13 protein-coding genes are annotated in these 14,694 nt (G+C 63.8%); 6 read left to right on the forward strand and 7 right to left on the reverse strand.

All coding sequences use genetic code 11. From position 1 onward, the window contains the following. Positions 1 to 225 precede the first annotated feature (225 nt). Positions 226 to 1,293, forward strand: a complete 1,068-nt coding sequence (locus tag J5J06_18795) for an acyltransferase (protein MCO6439143.1) — start codon at positions 226 to 228, stop codon at positions 1,291 to 1,293. 54 nt (positions 1,294 to 1,347) lie between these two features. On the opposite strand, the gene J5J06_18800 is transcribed toward J5J06_18795, so the two are convergent. The 3 genes from J5J06_18800 to ligA form a co-directional block, all read right to left on the reverse strand. Next, entirely contained in the window at positions 1,348 to 1,971 is a 624-nt protein-coding gene (locus J5J06_18800) for a transposase (protein MCO6439144.1), read from the reverse strand. A 564-nt stretch (positions 1,972 to 2,535) separates the two neighbouring features. Further along, positions 2,536 to 3,717, reverse strand: coding sequence for a hypothetical protein (locus J5J06_18805; GenBank protein ID MCO6439145.1), 1,182 nt, complete (start codon positions 3,715 to 3,717; stop codon positions 2,536 to 2,538). Positions 3,718 to 3,828: 111 nt separating this feature from the next. Continuing rightward, positions 3,829 to 5,901, reverse strand: coding sequence for an NAD-dependent DNA ligase LigA (ligA, locus tag J5J06_18810; GenBank protein MCO6439146.1), 2,073 nt, complete (start codon positions 5,899 to 5,901; stop codon positions 3,829 to 3,831). A gap of 113 nt (positions 5,902 to 6,014) precedes the next feature. Between ligA and J5J06_18815 the strand changes: the two genes are divergently transcribed. From J5J06_18815 to J5J06_18825, 3 genes are all read left to right on the forward strand, one after another. Further along, complete coding sequence (locus J5J06_18815) at positions 6,015 to 6,932, forward strand: methylated-DNA--[protein]-cysteine S-methyltransferase (GenBank protein ID MCO6439147.1); 918 nt, start codon at positions 6,015 to 6,017, stop codon at positions 6,930 to 6,932. After that, positions 6,925 to 7,971: an EamA family transporter gene (locus J5J06_18820; GenBank protein MCO6439148.1), complete on the forward strand. Its 1,047-nt coding sequence runs from the start codon at positions 6,925 to 6,927 to the stop codon at positions 7,969 to 7,971. The genes J5J06_18815 and J5J06_18820 overlap by 8 nt, the downstream gene beginning before the upstream one ends. 84 nt (positions 7,972 to 8,055) lie before the next feature. After that, complete coding sequence (locus J5J06_18825) at positions 8,056 to 9,093, forward strand: LD-carboxypeptidase (GenBank protein ID MCO6439149.1); 1,038 nt, start codon at positions 8,056 to 8,058, stop codon at positions 9,091 to 9,093. 32 nt (positions 9,094 to 9,125) lie between these two features. On the opposite strand, the gene J5J06_18830 is transcribed toward J5J06_18825, so the two are convergent. After that, complete coding sequence (locus J5J06_18830) at positions 9,126 to 10,217, reverse strand: pyridoxal phosphate-dependent aminotransferase (GenBank protein ID MCO6439150.1); 1,092 nt, start codon at positions 10,215 to 10,217, stop codon at positions 9,126 to 9,128. A 204-nt stretch (positions 10,218 to 10,421) separates the two neighbouring features. Between J5J06_18830 and J5J06_18835 the strand changes: the two genes are divergently transcribed. Continuing rightward, positions 10,422 to 10,775, forward strand: a complete 354-nt coding sequence (locus J5J06_18835) for an HTH domain-containing protein (GenBank protein ID MCO6439151.1) — start codon at positions 10,422 to 10,424, stop codon at positions 10,773 to 10,775. Positions 10,776 to 10,814: 39 nt separating this feature from the next. On the opposite strand, the gene rnpA is transcribed toward J5J06_18835, so the two are convergent. Further along, on the reverse strand, positions 10,815 to 11,186 hold the full coding sequence (rnpA, locus tag J5J06_18840) for a ribonuclease P protein component (GenBank protein MCO6439152.1): 372 nt from the start codon (positions 11,184 to 11,186) through the stop codon (positions 10,815 to 10,817). A 241-nt stretch (positions 11,187 to 11,427) separates the two neighbouring features. Here rnpA and J5J06_18845 point away from each other — a divergent pair, with 241 nt between their 5' ends. Next, positions 11,428 to 12,822 carry a hypothetical protein gene (locus tag J5J06_18845; protein MCO6439153.1) on the forward strand — a complete coding sequence of 465 codons (1,395 nt, stop codon included), beginning with the start codon at positions 11,428 to 11,430 and terminating at the stop codon, positions 12,820 to 12,822. A gap of 76 nt (positions 12,823 to 12,898) precedes the next feature. On the opposite strand, the gene J5J06_18850 is transcribed toward J5J06_18845, so the two are convergent. Together J5J06_18850 and J5J06_18855 are read right to left on the reverse strand one after the other, a co-directional pair. Further along, positions 12,899 to 13,501 (reverse strand): CHRD domain-containing protein, encoded by a 603-nt coding sequence (locus tag J5J06_18850; protein ID MCO6439154.1) that lies wholly within the window; start codon positions 13,499 to 13,501, stop codon positions 12,899 to 12,901. Positions 13,502 to 13,709: 208 nt separating this feature from the next. Then, positions 13,710 to 14,525, reverse strand: a complete 816-nt coding sequence (locus J5J06_18855) for a PEP-CTERM sorting domain-containing protein (GenBank protein ID MCO6439155.1) — start codon at positions 14,523 to 14,525, stop codon at positions 13,710 to 13,712. Positions 14,526 to 14,694 lie beyond the last annotated feature (169 nt).

Consider the following 14,694-nt stretch of genomic DNA (forward strand, 5'->3'; position numbering starts at 1 on the left):
GCATCGCGCGTGGGCTCACTCGTGTACGGCGGGCTGCGCCCGACGAAGCCCGCAAATGGCCTCGCCGAGCAGAGCCCGGACTGCTCTCCGTCCTCACAAGCATGAATCATCGGTATCGATACGCGTGCGATCTGTGAGCCGGTCTCGTGCAGCTCGACCGATAACAGTACCGAAAGCCAATTGCGTGCCCAGCCGATATACCCCCAGCGCATGCAATCCGCCTCGATGCCAGACTTCGACACCTTTAAGCAGACGAAGTACTTCGGCTCGCTCGACGCTCTTCGTTGCCTCAGCATTCTTGCGGTTATCTGGCACCATACCGGTGCAAGCTACTTCCCTGATTCGGCGTTGGCCGGCAGGGGGCATCTTGGCGTGCAGTTGTTCTTCGCGATTAGCGGCTTCCTGATCACGACCCTGCTCCTGCGCGAGCGCGAACGGCACGGAGGCATCTCGCTGCGAGATTTCTACCTGCGGCGTTCACTACGGATCTTCCCACTCTATTATACGGTGTTGCTCATCTACACTCTTCTAGTGGTCGTCGTGGAAACGGATGCTGTTGCCCGCGCCGCGTTTTTCCGACACCTGCCCTACTATCTCACCTACACGTCCAACTGGTTTGTTGAGCCCGGCGAGGGACGGGTCATCTTCTTCTTCGCGTGGTCGCTCGCGACTGAAGAGCAGTTCTATCTCGTGTGGCCGCCGCTGGAAAAGTACGCCGGGGAAAGGCGCGCATTGTATGTCATGCTCGTAGTCATCGCCTTCATCCTTGCCGCTTACTCGGGACTGACCAATGCGGTGCTGCCCGTCGGATCGTTCGCACACACCGTCATCAGCAGCATCGCACTCCCCATCTGTATGGGCGTCGTCATCGCCCACCTCCTGCACAGCCGGCGCGGCTTCGAGATTGTGGGTCGTATCCTCGGTTACCGCTGGGCCAGTGCGATGGTGGCGCTGGCGCTCATCACGGTACTCTGCGGACCGGGGTATTCGGAGCCACTGATCTTCGCGTTGATGGCTCTGTTGGTACTCACATGCGTAATTCGCGAGGATCACATGCTGTCCCGCTTCTATCGGTGGCGAATGGTCCAGCACATCGGCGTGGTGAGCTACGGGATGTACCTTGCGCACATGCTGGCTTTCAACGCCATGAAGCGTGTCACCCACGCCGTGGATGTTCAAACCCCTCTCGTCCTCTTTTCGGGCACGGTCATTCTGACGGCCGGAGTCGCATCGCTCAGCTTCTGCTATTATGAGAGTTGGTTTCGGCGCTTCAAAGAGCGGTTTGCACGGTAGTCGCCGGGTGCCATGGCCAAGCGAGCCGCGGGCGAGCGCCGCCATGCCCTTGCCTCAACACCGGAGCGACACACCAGAGAGGTCCGCGAGAAACGGAACGTCTGCCGACCCGGCATATTGGGCGGCGCTGGACCACTTCCAGTCCTCGGGGAATTCCACGAGCCCGCGCCGCACGGGATTGGCATGAATGTAGTCGATGGTTCGGTAGACCGTCGCATCGCGAACGAGATTCCGGTCGTACCCACCGCCACGTTGCCAGAAGCGATACTGAATACGCCCGCTCGGCCCTTCATCTCTCATGCGTACCGCGATATGAGGTGCCGATTTGGATACGAACCAGTTGGCTTTCCGGGCGACGGGTCGTTTGATTGCCAAGAGAATCTCGGAGACCTTCGCTTCCGATTCTCCCGGAAAGACGATCAGGTGCACGTGCTCGGGCATAATGACGTACGCCCATGCCTCAAAGCCCAATTCCCCTCTCGCCACTTCGAGTGCGTCGAGAAACCACCGGCAAGCGCGGTCGCTCCGAAGAAAAGGCTGACGTCGATAACAACTGAACGTGAGTGCGTGAGCTTCACCCGGGTTGTCGTATCGCTTGCAGCGCTTTCTCTTCCCCTCCCAAGACGTTGGGGATTCGAGCGAAGAAGCGCGTCCGCTTTCGATCTTCCTGTTCAACAAGACCGACCTTGTTTGTATTCCACATGGCGGCGCCCGCTCCTGCGGGCTTGGCCATGCCACCCATTGTCACCTATTCACGCGTTTAAGCCCACAATGGGACACGTTGCGGCGACCGCAGCGCCGGGCGACTTGGCCGCGCTCCCCTTCACCGCGTGCCATGGCCACGCCCCTTCGTCGGGTGCCATGGCCAAGCGAGCCGCTGGCGAGCGCCGCCATGCTTTTGGCGCCCCCTCTCGCTACACCAGCCATCCCTCCGCCCACCAAAATCATCCAAAAGCACCACACGCAATTGGTCATTGTTGCTGACATTCTAAGTTGAGCGTTCAACCAAACGACAGGCGCCCCATTGCGCGGCGCTCACTCCGTGCGCCGCGCCGAGTGAGCGCCCATGCGCGTTATTACCTGTAGAGAGCATCGTGTTCCGCGACGCGAATTTCCCGCTTCGCGAGAGTTCGCGGACCGCACCCCGAACCGCGAGACGCATTCCAACGCCTGGAGCATCAGCCATGAGACGCTTCGAATCATCCACACCTCGGTCTTACCAATCGCACGCTGATCCAACGGTCACCTCTTGCTCACCCGAATGGTCAGCGTCTCCGCCGCGGTTTGTTCGGTGGCGAAGACGTAGGTCTCGCTGTCGGATTCCACCAGGGCCTGGGCCAGGCGGTCTACCGGAAAGGCGTAGGCGATCTCGGCGAGGATCATCGTCGGCAGGCCCTGGCGAATGGTGAGGTCTTCCACCCCGCGAATCCGCCGGATCTCCCCGCGAATCTTGCGAAACTCGTCCACGCAACTCTCGATGCCGTCGCCGCAGCGAAAGGTGCAGTCCACGGAGCGCGTGTTGTACTCCTGGTCATCGATCTTCGTCTTGATGGCCCGCACGGCCTGTCCACCCACCTTGGTGAGGAACTTCTTCACCTCCTTGGAATTGGGCACCGGCCCGGAGGATTTGACCGTGGGGTCGGCCGTGAGCGTGTCGGCAAAGAGCACCGTGGCGGTGTCGAGCTGCACCGCCCGGCCGGTCAGCGAAGCGTCACAGGTCCAGATGTTGTCCAGCGGAGGAGGCAGATGCTTGGGCGTGCACGGCGGGCAAGTGAATTGAAAGAAGCCCACGATTTCGGCGTCGAGCCTGCGCATGAGGTCGGCATCCTGCGCCGAATCGCCCTCCCGATTGGCCGCGGCCACCAGCTTCTCCAGGTTCTGCTGAACCGTCGCCTGATCCACCACGCGGTAGCCGAGATCGATGAACGCCTTTTCGATCACCGCCTGCCATTGCGTGCTGAACTGCGGAGGCAAGCCGTCGGCCGGGTTGTATTCTTCGAACATCGCCACGGCGATGCGGGGCTGCCGCCAGGGAATGCCCTTGAGGGCGTTGTCGAGGGAGGCCCAGGCCACCATGGCGTCAATGGCGCAGGTGGTGATGTTGTTCTGGGGATCGGCCTGGCAGACGATCTGGGATTTGTTGTCGACGATGTACCCCGCGGCCTTGCTGAGAACGCGGTCCTCGACCGTCTCGTAGTCGCGGATGAGCGTCGTGGCGGTGATGAGTTCGCCGCAGCCCTGGCGAACGGCGTTGCGTTTGGCGTCCATCCTGGCTTCGTCCTCAGCGCCGAGATCGACGCCGACGGCCTGCCCCGTGGCCATGACGCGCGTGGTCTTGGGAACGCCCTTGGGAGCGGCGAGGGATATCGCGGGAATAAGGGTAGCGAGAGTGATGAGAGTAAATGTGTGACGCATGTTCAACATAATCTTTTCACCTTGGTGTTCAATTCCGTCAGATAGCATCGTTCGCCCAGCGCGATCGAATTCCGAGACGGGACGGTCGCAGCCGGCCCTGCACCAGAGCGACCATGACAATCACTCGATCCCCGCCATCTTCAAAAACTCCTCCTCCTCGACCGTCTTGATCCCCAACTCCGTGGCCTTGTCCAGTTTCGAGCCGGGGGATTCGCCCACGACGACGAGGTCGGTCTTCTTGCTCACGCTGCCGGCCGACTTGCCGCCGAGGGATTTGATGAGGTCCTGCGCTTCCTTCCGCCCGAGCGTCTTCAATGTTCCCGTCACGACAATGGTCATGCCCGCGAAGGGCTGCTTGCCGGACGTCTCCCTCCGCGGCTGGTTCATGTTGAGCGGCGGATCGACCGCCATCAGCCGATCCACCACCCGCCGGCCTTCCTCACTGCGGAAGAAATGCACGATGCTGTACGCCAATTCAGGCCCGACGCCCTCGATTTCCTCCAAACGCGCCTCGGCCTCCTCCATTGGTCCCGACGCACATACTTCGCGAAGGCGCTCCATGGTCGAGTTCGACTTGCCGCTGGTTTCCTCTTCCGCGAAGTGCTCCGCGAGCACCTCGGCCGTGCTGCCTCCCACGTGGCGAATGTTCAGCGCCGCGAGCAGTCGGGACAACGGCTGCTTCTTGCTCGCCTCGATACCCTCCAGCAGGTTGTCCAGGCTCTTCTCGCCCATGCGCTCCAGTTGCAGCAGTTCATCACGGCGTTCGTGCAAATGGTAAAAATCCGCGTAATCCTTAAGAAACCCCTTCTGCACGAGCAGCGTGACCAGCTTCTCCCCCGCGCCTTCGATGTCCATCTGGTTGCGCCCCGCGAAGTGAATCAGCCGCTCGGTGAGTTGCGCCGGACATGTGGGGTTGATGCAGCGGACGTACACGCCCCCTTCGTCGCGCTCCACTTCGCCGCCGCATTCCGGGCACTGGGCGGGCCGCTCGATTCGCTTCGCATTGCGAGGCCGCTTTTCTTTCACGACGCTCATCACTTGGGGAATGATCTCCCCGGCCTTCTGCACGATCACCGAATCGCCAATGCGCACGTCGAGCCGGTCCACCTGGTCGAAGTTGTGCAGCGAGGCGTGGCGGACGGTCGTGCCGGAAAGGAGCACGGGCTCCATCACCGCCCGCGGCGTGATGGTTCCCTGTTTCCCCACCTGGAAATCCACGGAAAGGATGCGGCTCTCGGCCTGCTCGGGTTCGAACTTGTAGGCGATGCACCACCGCGGGTACTTGCTGGTCGCACCGAGCGCGTCGCGCTGGTCAAGGGCATCGACCTTGATCACCAGCCCGTCGGTCTCATAGGGAAGTGAATGCCGGCGCTCGTCCCATTCGGAGAGTCGCTCAATGACCTCGTCCATGGAATCGACGGTGTGCGTGTGGGCGCTGATGGGTATGCCCCACGCGTTCAACTGTGCGAACAGCTCCGAAGACGTGTCCACGGTCGCGGGCTCCACCCGGCCGAAACCGTGCGCGATGAACAGCAGCCCGCGCCCCTCGATGTTCTTCGGGTCGAGCTGCTTGAGCGAACCGGCCGTGGCGTTTCGCGGATTGGCGAACGGCTCCTCGCCGCGTTGCTCGCGCTCCCGGTTGAAACGCTCGAACGCTTCTGTCGGCCAGACGATCTCCCCGCGAACGTCGAGCACCTCGGGGAAGTCCTCGCCACGAAGTCGCAGCGGCACGGAAGCGATTGTGCGGACGTTGTGGGTGATGTCGTCGCCGACCCGGCCGTCGCCTCGCGTGGCGGCCACGGTGAGTTGTCCGCGCTCGTAGGTGAGCGACACGGCCACGCCGTCGATCTTGGGATCGACAAGGTAGCGGTAGGGATCACCGCCAAGCCCCTTGGCGACGCGGGCGTCGAACTCGCGCAACTGCTCGGCCGAGTAGGTGTTGTCCACGGACATCATGGGCACGGCGTGGGTGACGTTGCGAAAGCGGTCGATGGGCTCGCCGCCGACGCGCTGGGTGGGAGAGTCCGGAGTGACCAGATCGGGGTGTTCGTCCTCCAGCTTTTGAAGCTCCTCCATCAGCCGGTCGTATTCGCGGTCGGGAATGGTGGGCTTGGCGAGCACGTAGTAGCGGTAGTCGTGCTCGCGGAGCTGCGTGCGGAGTTCCTCGATTCGTTTGGTGGGCTTATTGGACATGGCCGTATTATGCGGCCGTTGCGTCGGGCGTCACACAGGGGGAAGTGCCGCAAGAATCGGGTGGGCGGCAGCGGGCGCGACGGATACACTCCGCCGTCATGAAAACCATCGCCATGACATCCCAGCGCGTGCCGGACTACGTCCGGGTTGGCCAGGCCATCGAGTTCATCGAGCACAACTGGCGTCGCCAGCCGACGTTGGGTGAAATTGCCCAAGCTGCCGGGCTGAGCGAGTTTCACTTCCAGCGCGTCTTCGCCCGCTGGGCCGGGATCAGTCCCAAGCGGTTTCTCCAGGCGCTGACGCTGGCCGGAGCGCGGACGGCGTTGGATGGCGGGGCTTCGGTACTGGACGCCAGCCTGGACGTGGGGCTCTCGGGCCCCGGTCGCCTGCACGACCTTTTCGTCAACCTCGAAGCGGTGACGCCCGGAGAATTCAAGACCGGCGGCGATGGACTGCGCATCGAAATCGGTCGGCACCGATGTCCGTTCGGAACCTGCCTCATCGGCGTGACGGAGCGTGGCGTCTGCTGGCTGGGGTTCGCGGATGACGTCGACGATCGGTCCCACCGGGAGCTCCAGCGCCACTGGCCGGAAGCCCAACTTCGAACGAACCAGGCCATGACGAAGCCGCTCGTGGAGCGCGTATTTGCGGGATTCGGTGCGTCGGGCGGAGCCGGAGGGCGCGGGAAGCCGTTGCGGCTTCTGGTTCGCGGGACCAACTTCCAGGTGAAAGTGTGGGAGGCGCTGCTGCGCATACCCCTGGGTAGAATATGCTCCTACCAGGACGTCGCGGCGGCCGTCGGTTCGCCGAGGGCCATGCGCGCCGTGGGGCAGGCGGTGGGGGCGAATCCGATCTCCTGGCTCATTCCCTGCCACCGTGTACTCCGCAGCAGCGGAGCCATCGGCGGCTACGGCGGAGGGCTGACGCGGAAGCGGGCGATGCTGGCCTGGGAGATGGCCCAGTCCGATCGAGGGGAAGGTCTCATGACTGGCAACAGCGCGGCCGACCGCAAGGTGGCCCTCCATGCGTGACACGTCCGGAACCGGGCCGCAACTTCTCTGGGTGGTCCTGGCCTTCGCAGCGATTTACACCATCTGGGGTTCGACCTATCTGGCGATTGCGTTCGCGATCGAGACCCTGCCGCCGCTGACGATGGCGGGCGTCCGGTTCTTCCTTTCCGGCGCGGTGCTGATGGGTTGGTGTCGGCTGCGTGGCATTGCCATGCCGCAGGTCATCCATTGGCGGACCGCTCTCATTTCCGGCGGGCTCATGTTGCTTGGCGGCAACGGTGGCGTGGTCTATTCCGAACAGTATGTTCCTTCGAGCATCGCGGCGCTGATGGTGGCTCTGGTGCCGTTCTGGCTGGTGTTGTTGCACTGGGCCCAGCCGAGTGGAACCCGCCCGACGCGCGCCGACGTGATTGGGCTGGTGCTGGGCTTCACGGGGATGTACGTGCTGGTGAATCCGACGGCATCGGCCGGCGAGGCGGCCGTCAGTCGCATCGGCGTCTCGCTGCTGCTGACGGCGACGATCTGCTGGGCAGCGGGATCGCTCTACTCCCGGTCGGCACCGCGCCCGACATCTCCATTCGTCGCTGCGGCATCGGACATGCTGGCCGGGGGTGCCTGTCTACTCGTGGCCGGGCTCGTGATTGGCGAATGGCCCACGATTGATCCTTCCAAGTTCTCGAGCAGGTCGATTCTGGCGTTCATCTACCTGGTCGTGATGGGCTCACTGATCGGCTTCACGGCGTACATCTGGCTGCTGCGCGTTTCCACTCCCGCGCGCGTGGCGACGTACGCTTATGTCAATCCGCTCGTGGCCGCATTCCTCGGTTGGGCCTTTCGCGGCGAGCCGATTACGGCGCGCACCGTGGTGTCCATGATCATCACGCTCGGGGGCGTGGCCATCATCATTACATTCGGCAGGGGATATCGCCGTCGCATCGCCAGCCCGGCCGACGCACCGGTGGAGCCGATGCGAGAGGAGGCGGAACGGATGGCCTCCGCGGACCCGCCCGCCGAACCCGCCGACGAGCGGCAGGTCGCGCGGTCTGTTTCGGACGCCTGACCATCGACAATCGCGACATCGGTTTCCCAAGTCGTTCGAGCGTGGCCACTCACCGCCGGTGGATATGTCTGCTACGATGCAAGGATGCCTTCGCGCCGCATTCATCTGATTGCCCCCGCCGGGGCGTGCCGGACATTCACCGAGGCGCTCGGGTTCGATAGCTCCGCACAGCTCGTGAAGTTGGTGCAGGACGTCATCGGCGATCGCTACCGGGTGACGGCCGACCACGCGATTCTCGAAGCCGGCGAGGACGAGCGGCTGGGGGGTCGGCGGGACGACGACGCCCGCGTGCATGACATCAATATGGCACTGGCCGATGGCGACGCGGCTGCCGTGGTGGGGCTGCGCGGCGGAGCGTGGATGGTGCGGCTGACGCCACGGATCGATTTCTCCGCGCTGGAGCGCCGCGCCGCACCGGTCGCCCTGTTCGGCTTCAGCGAGCTGACGCCGCTGGTGAACATCGTGGCGGGTTATCGCCAGGGGCGGGGCATCTATGACATGGGCCCGGCGTTTCTGGGCTACGGGCTGCGCCGGTACGCGGCGCAACGCGGATACTCGGATCTGTCCGGATGGGCGAAGGGGCAGCTCCGCCCGCAGTTCGAGGACTACCTGCGCGATGTCGTGGGCATGATTGAAGGAAGGGGCACGACGCGTTCGATCGAGGCAAAGCTGCTTCGGGGGGCACTGCCGTCAACGAGTGAGTCGATTCGAATCGCGGGCGGCAACCTCACGGTGCTATCCACAATGGTGGGCACGCCATGGGACGCGTTCATTCGCCCTCGGCGTCGCTGGCTCATGCTCGAGGACTTCAATGACAAGCTGGAACGTGTGGATCGGTTTCTGGCGCATTTGACCCTTGCCGGATACTGGGAGGACTGCCCGGGCCTGCTGCTGGGCGATTTTCACCAGGGCGACGTCGATCAGCGGCCCGCAGTGCTGGAGTTGCTGGAATTCCACCTGCCGCGCAACAGCGACATGCCTGTTCTCACGACCGATGTTGTTGGACACACCTGGCCGATGTCGCCGCTGCCGCTGAACACGCCGCTTCGACTGATGCCTCTGGGTGATGGCACGCTCCGAATCGCGGCGGACCGTGCGAGCGTGCGTACCGTCGAGGATTGACCGGGATCGCCGTCGTGCGTCGCAGCCCTGCTTCACACGTTGAGTGCCGTCAATGCGGCACTGAGGCGGCGAAGTCCTTCTTCGAGAATCTCAGGCTCCACAACCGTGCTGATCCGCACGTGGTCGCTCAGACCGAAGAATGACCCCGGCACGACCTGCGTGTCGAAACGCTCAGTGAGCAGATCGTTGAAGGCGTCCGAAGTCAGACCCGCCGGGAGGCGGATGCACTCGAAGACCGCGCCCTGGTTCGCGTAACCGGTGACGCGAGGCTCTTGTGCCAGCCAGCCTCGAAAGATCTCCTGCCCCGCTCGATGCACAGTTCGATAGATCTCCTCCAGATCCGTCGTCGCGCCCATCGCCCGCACGGCCAGGCGCATGGACGGGCCGGCGTTGTTGACACTGAGCACATCCATCACGTCCTGCGCCCGCTCCACGTAGCCGGCTCCGGCGATAACCCAGCCGATGCGCAAGCCGCTGAGTCCGTAGACTTTGGTCAGCGTGTTGATCGCCAGGATGTTTTCGCCAATGGCCGCCGTCGTATGCACGTGTTCGTTGCGGACGATCGCCCGCCCGTCGAGGTAGGCCTCGTCGATGATCAAGGTCGCATTGTACTGCCGGCATTCGGCGCTGATGGCGCGCAGCGTGGCCTCGTTCAGCCATTGTCCCGAGGGATTGTGCAACTGGGTCAGAAAGACGGCTCGGGCGCCGGACGTCAGGCCGGCGCAGATATCGGACGGGTCCGGCGCAAAGTCGCGTGTGGCGGGTCGCGGGAGAGGAAGAACGTTCAATCCGAGCACGCGGGCCGCCCGCACGATGGGGTCATAGGCCGGGTCCTCGACCAGAATCGAATCTCCCGTGCGCGTGGCGGTGGCCAGTGCCAGGAAGATGCCGGTGCTGGCCCCTGGAACGGGAATGACCCGTGCGTTGTCCACGCCGTAGCGCGTGGCGATGGCCCCGATCAGGTCCGGATCGCCGTAAGTCCCGCGAGCCTCGAAGTCTGTGAGGCTTGGCGCAGTGTCAAGGTGATGTCGCTTCAGGGACGCCACGCCGCTGCCGGTGAGCTCGAATCGTACCCGCCGGTGGCACTTGGCCCAACGCATATAGCTCAGATTGTGAATGTTCATGGATCTTTACCGCGAGAAACCCGCCGGCGTATCGTCCAGTGACCGGTTCACGTCACCGCTCGGCAGTGTCACCCCTTGTCATCGCGGGGACAAGTTGCTATCGTACGCTCTTCCCGGCCGGGCACCATGCCCACCGACGGGAAGCGGGATTGTCGTCGCGGCAATCCCGAAGGTTGCTGCCGATCGTTTCGCGGGGAGTACATCATGGCCGGCCAACTGAGCGCGCGTTCCGATTTTACCGAGACCTTCGCCATTCACGTGGCGCTTCGCAGTACGCTCAAGTCCAAGCAGTACGACGGCAATGCCGCGGTTCGCAAGGCGGCGGAGAGTCTCTGCAAGGAGCTGGAGAGCGAGCGTTCGATCTACGGCCGCCAGCTCAAGATGATCAACCTGATGGAGAAGGGTACGACCATCGAGGAGCTGGGCAAGAAGCTGCGCTGCTCGCGGCGGACGGTCTTCCGTTACCTTAACAATCTCGAGGATGCAGGCGTGTCCATCACGCTGGAAGACGGCAAGTACGTTGTGGACAAGTCCGTGGTGAAGATGCTTCGCGTGTAGTTGTGCAGGATTTCGTACCGCAAGATTGTTGATCGCGCATCACGCCCCGTCGCCCGTTGCCTTCTTCGACGCCCGCACCACGAGCTTAACGAGTCGCGGCACAAGCTCGTCCGGTGTCGCCCGGGTGTCGGCAAGCGCCACCACCACGATATCCCATCCCATCTCGAAAGCCTGCTTGTTCCGTCGGAACGCTTCGCGCAATCGGCGCCTGACCGCGTTCCTCCGCACGGCCGGTCCCACGCGCCGGCCAACGCTCAATCCCACGCGATTGAAGGGCAAGTCGTTCGCCACGACATAGACCAGCAGTTCGCCCTGCCGAGCGCTGTTCCGGGCGGAGTAGACGCGGTCGAACTCGGCCCGCTTGCGCAGCCGCTGCTCCTTCGGCCAGGTTTCATCATTGGTTCGGTTCATGGAACAGCCGCTTGACGGGCATTATCGGACGGGACTGTCCCGCCCCGCACGTGCGGGGGTCCGCTGAGGCGACGGCATCGCATTCCCCATTTCGAATTCGCCATTCACCATTCCCAAGCCGGACCGCCCGCTAGCCGAACAACTTTCTGCGGACGAGTGGTTTTCCATTGCGCGTACCCCGCGCAGTCGGGCGCGGACATGCAAAGGGTCCATTCTGCCCGCCTGAGCGAAGCCTGCACAGATGCTCCCGCGAAATTACGCCATTCCGCGGTCCGGTAATGTCGTTGCCGTCATGGCCAACTCGCCGGATGAGCTGCGCGCGGTGCGCAGCGAACTGGAATTGTTGCGTCGTGTGGCCGATGCCGCCGCCCGCCGGGACCGTGCCGAATGCGCCGTACGCTCGAAGCGATTCTCCGAGGGCGATCGCCGCGAGCTCCAGGGCATTTTGCGCGATGCGCGACACCCACTGGTGGAACGGATGATCGAGCAGATCGATGCCGCGTTCCCCGACATACGAGAGGATATTCCCATGGCCGCCGTGCGGAAGGAAGCCGATCAAGTGGCTCGTGAAATCGAAGAGAGTGGTGTGCTGGACGAGGTGAAAGACCGCCCGGATGAAGGCACCTCGCCGGCATCGACGTCGCCCGGGGACCCTGCGGTCGACGGGGCGTCGAATGACCGATCGACGGCGGGCGGCCCGAGCGCGGATACACTCGTTGGTGGCGGGCGAAACGTCATGTCCGCACTGGATCAGGCCGCAGCGGACATGGCCGCGCTGGTGGGCGAGTTCGGCGGGGAGGACACATCTTCCGAGCCACAAGATTCAGCCTGCACGGGCGGACCACAGGATTCATCCTCCGAAGCCGCAGACGCGGAGATGGCCGATCATGAACCGAAAACCTCCGAAGCCGATCCCGTCGCGGAGATCGTTTCAGAATCCACGCCGAGTCTGATTGAAACGAACGAGTTTTCCGACACGCATAACGACGCCCAATTCGCGATGGTTGAGGCGTCGCCGCGGGCTGATGAGGACTCCCTGCCGCAAACCGCGGATGCCGGCGGGCCGATGACGACAACCCACGCAGACGATTTTGAAACTCATGTCGAGGAAGCCGCGAACGTCGATGCTGCGTTCGCCCGGTCTCAGCCTGATGGACAGTCGCAAGAACCCGCCGAAGTCGCGACAGACGACACCAACGAAATAGCCACATTTACGGAAGCGACGCCTGGCGAATCGCGGCAAGCTGTCGCACCCGATTCCGGGCGGCTCCTCGGCGCCGTCGATCAGGTGGAAGCCGGTGTGCAGCGGATCGCCCGGCTGATCAGCGACGAAGTTCGCGAGCAGTCCCTCCAGGTCGCCTCGCTCGCCGCGGACATGGCCCGGCGGCAGGCGGACTTCGAGCACGCACTCGGCGAAGCGGAACGGATCGTCAGCGAATTGAAGAGCCTGCGGGAACAGAGCCTGGCCGCTCGCGAGGACGTGGAGGATTCCCGGCGAGAAGCGAGCCTGCTACGGGAAGCCGCTCGTGCCGCCAAAGAACGGGCGGAGCGCGCCGCGGATACCGCCGAAAGCGCGGCCGAGCAGTCCGTTCTCGATGCTGCCGCCGCGCGCAACTGCACGGCGACCGCGCCCTGACGCGGCGTTACAACAGTGCCCCCGCCGCCGCGTCAGGTGCGGCCGATCAAAGCGCAGGAGTCGAATCCCCGGGACGTCACCCGTGATTCCCGCCGACGCCGATCCGCGGTCGTCCCCGACCTGACCAGCGGACCAAGCCCATCCCCAATGCCAGAAGCGCGAGCGTAGCCGGTTCGGGCACGATCTGCCCGCGGATCTCCCCTGACGGGTAGTCGTTGGTGTGCACGTTCACGTACAAATTTCCCGCAAAGAGCGCTGCCTCCACCGTAGCCGGGTCGGACGAGATGCCGCTCTGCAAGCCACCGAGTGGGGCGTCATCCAGCTTGAGGCGAATTCCCAACGGATCGTCTACGAACGAGCCAAGGAATCCGAGGTCAACAACGATGCCGCCGTTCGTGCCGGGCGGAGCGAGGTGAATGTGCACCGGCGTCGAGTTCGCGCCCACTCCACGGAGGTCGCTCAGCTCGATGCCCACGACGAAAAGGTCGAGGTCAAAGGTCTTCGTCGCGGCGTCGTAGAGCAAGCTGGCCGCGCCGCCGGAGTTTGCGACCACCGGCGTCGGCACCTCCTGGCTTCCTTCAAGCACGAAGTTAAACGGCGTAATCTGGGCATGAACCGGAAAGGCATACAGCGATGCCACAGCCAGAGCGAAACCCCCGAGTTTGTGTCGATTTCCCACCTTGAGTGTCCTCCCTGTTGCGTATTCGACCGCGCGTGAGTCTGCGCGCAGTGATCGTTCCCCGTGACATATGTCGCCCACGGAAGTTCGATTGCACGCATCGCGGAAATGGGCGGGGCGCCAGCCGGCGTACCGTGTCTGTCGGACTCGTCATTGCAGAAGCGGCAGGTCGAATGAATCCGGTGCGCGTTACCGCGGGAGCCGACGCTTACGCCGCTGTGCGGTGTTGTCGTGCGAAGACTAGGACGGCCGCGCCGAGAAGGAGGAGGGCTGCCGTTGCCGGTTCGGGGAAGTGAACGTTGGGAACCGATCCGCCCCAGGCTCGCCCGATGAGCTGGTCGGCGTGAATGAAGGGGCCCGGTTGGGCGGCGCCGGTGTCGGGGTCGATCGTCACGATCTGGTTGTTGGAACGAATGCCGTAGACCGTTCCGTCGTCGATCGTGCCGATGGCGAATATGTCACGGTAGGGAATCGAGCCGATGACGTCGGCGCCGCTGCCGTCGAGGTGGACGCTGACGAGCAGGCCCAGATCGGTGGGCATGAGCAGGCGTCCGGTGTCGTCGAAGGTCAGGTCACCGGCCGATCGGTGTCCGCCGAGGGATCCGACGCGCGTGCCCTGTCCCGTGAGTGGATCAATGGTGATGAGGACGTCGTTGCCCGCGGCATACAGTGTTCCGTCGCCGAACGCGGCAAGGGCGTCGATTCCGTAGTTGGTCGGGCGGTTGCTGAACCCATGCCGTCCGATGAGTGTGCTCCAGCCCGTCTCCGGATCGATCTCGTAGAGGTAATCGAAGGTGACGCCGTAGAGCCGGCCGTCGGGCGTGAAGGTAATGTCCGAAAACAGCCCGGCGGTTTCGCCCACACGGTCGGCCTGCCCGGTGTCGAGCGCCAACCGCCATAGCGTGTTGGTCGAATCGGAGATGAACATCTGCGGACCGGCCAGCGCCGGTGACGCGGCGATACAGGTGGCGGTTCCAATAATCGCCGGGAATAGACGAGCCGCGGGACGCGCGAAGGGCGGCATGGTACGCTCCAGGTCTGGATCGGGGCCGGGCCCGCTCGTGCAACCGTACCCTGCTTCGGCGGGCGCAGCCGATGGTTATTCATCGGCCAAACGACTCCGCGAGGTCACCGAGGACTTTCCCCTCGTGGCGGGCGTCCGGGTGGCGTCAGTGGCACCAAACGAAGGTCAG

Source organism: Phycisphaerae bacterium, assembly GCA_024102815.1.
Classification (GTDB): Bacteria; Planctomycetota; Phycisphaerae; order UBA1845; family UBA1845; genus JAGFJJ01.

Coding starts and splice junctions, on each gene's coding strand:
- J5J06_18845 (MCO6439153.1), top strand. CDS start 11,428: ATGCTCCCGCGAAATTACGCCATTCCGCGGTCCGGTAATGTCGTTGCC.
- J5J06_18830 (MCO6439150.1), bottom strand. CDS start 10,217: ATGAACATTCACAATCTGAGCTATATGCGTTGGGCCAAGTGCCACCGG.
- J5J06_18820 (MCO6439148.1), top strand. CDS start 6,925: ATGCGTGACACGTCCGGAACCGGGCCGCAACTTCTCTGGGTGGTCCTG.
- J5J06_18835 (MCO6439151.1), top strand. CDS start 10,422: ATGGCCGGCCAACTGAGCGCGCGTTCCGATTTTACCGAGACCTTCGCC.
- J5J06_18795 (MCO6439143.1), top strand. CDS start 226: ATGCCAGACTTCGACACCTTTAAGCAGACGAAGTACTTCGGCTCGCTC.
- J5J06_18805 (MCO6439145.1), bottom strand. CDS start 3,717: ATGTTGAACATGCGTCACACATTTACTCTCATCACTCTCGCTACCCTT.
- rnpA (MCO6439152.1), bottom strand. CDS start 11,186: ATGAACCGAACCAATGATGAAACCTGGCCGAAGGAGCAGCGGCTGCGC.
- J5J06_18815 (MCO6439147.1), top strand. CDS start 6,015: ATGACATCCCAGCGCGTGCCGGACTACGTCCGGGTTGGCCAGGCCATC.
- J5J06_18825 (MCO6439149.1), top strand. CDS start 8,056: ATGCCTTCGCGCCGCATTCATCTGATTGCCCCCGCCGGGGCGTGCCGG.
- J5J06_18855 (MCO6439155.1), bottom strand. CDS start 14,525: ATGCCGCCCTTCGCGCGTCCCGCGGCTCGTCTATTCCCGGCGATTATT.
- ligA (MCO6439146.1), bottom strand. CDS start 5,901: ATGTCCAATAAGCCCACCAAACGAATCGAGGAACTCCGCACGCAGCTC.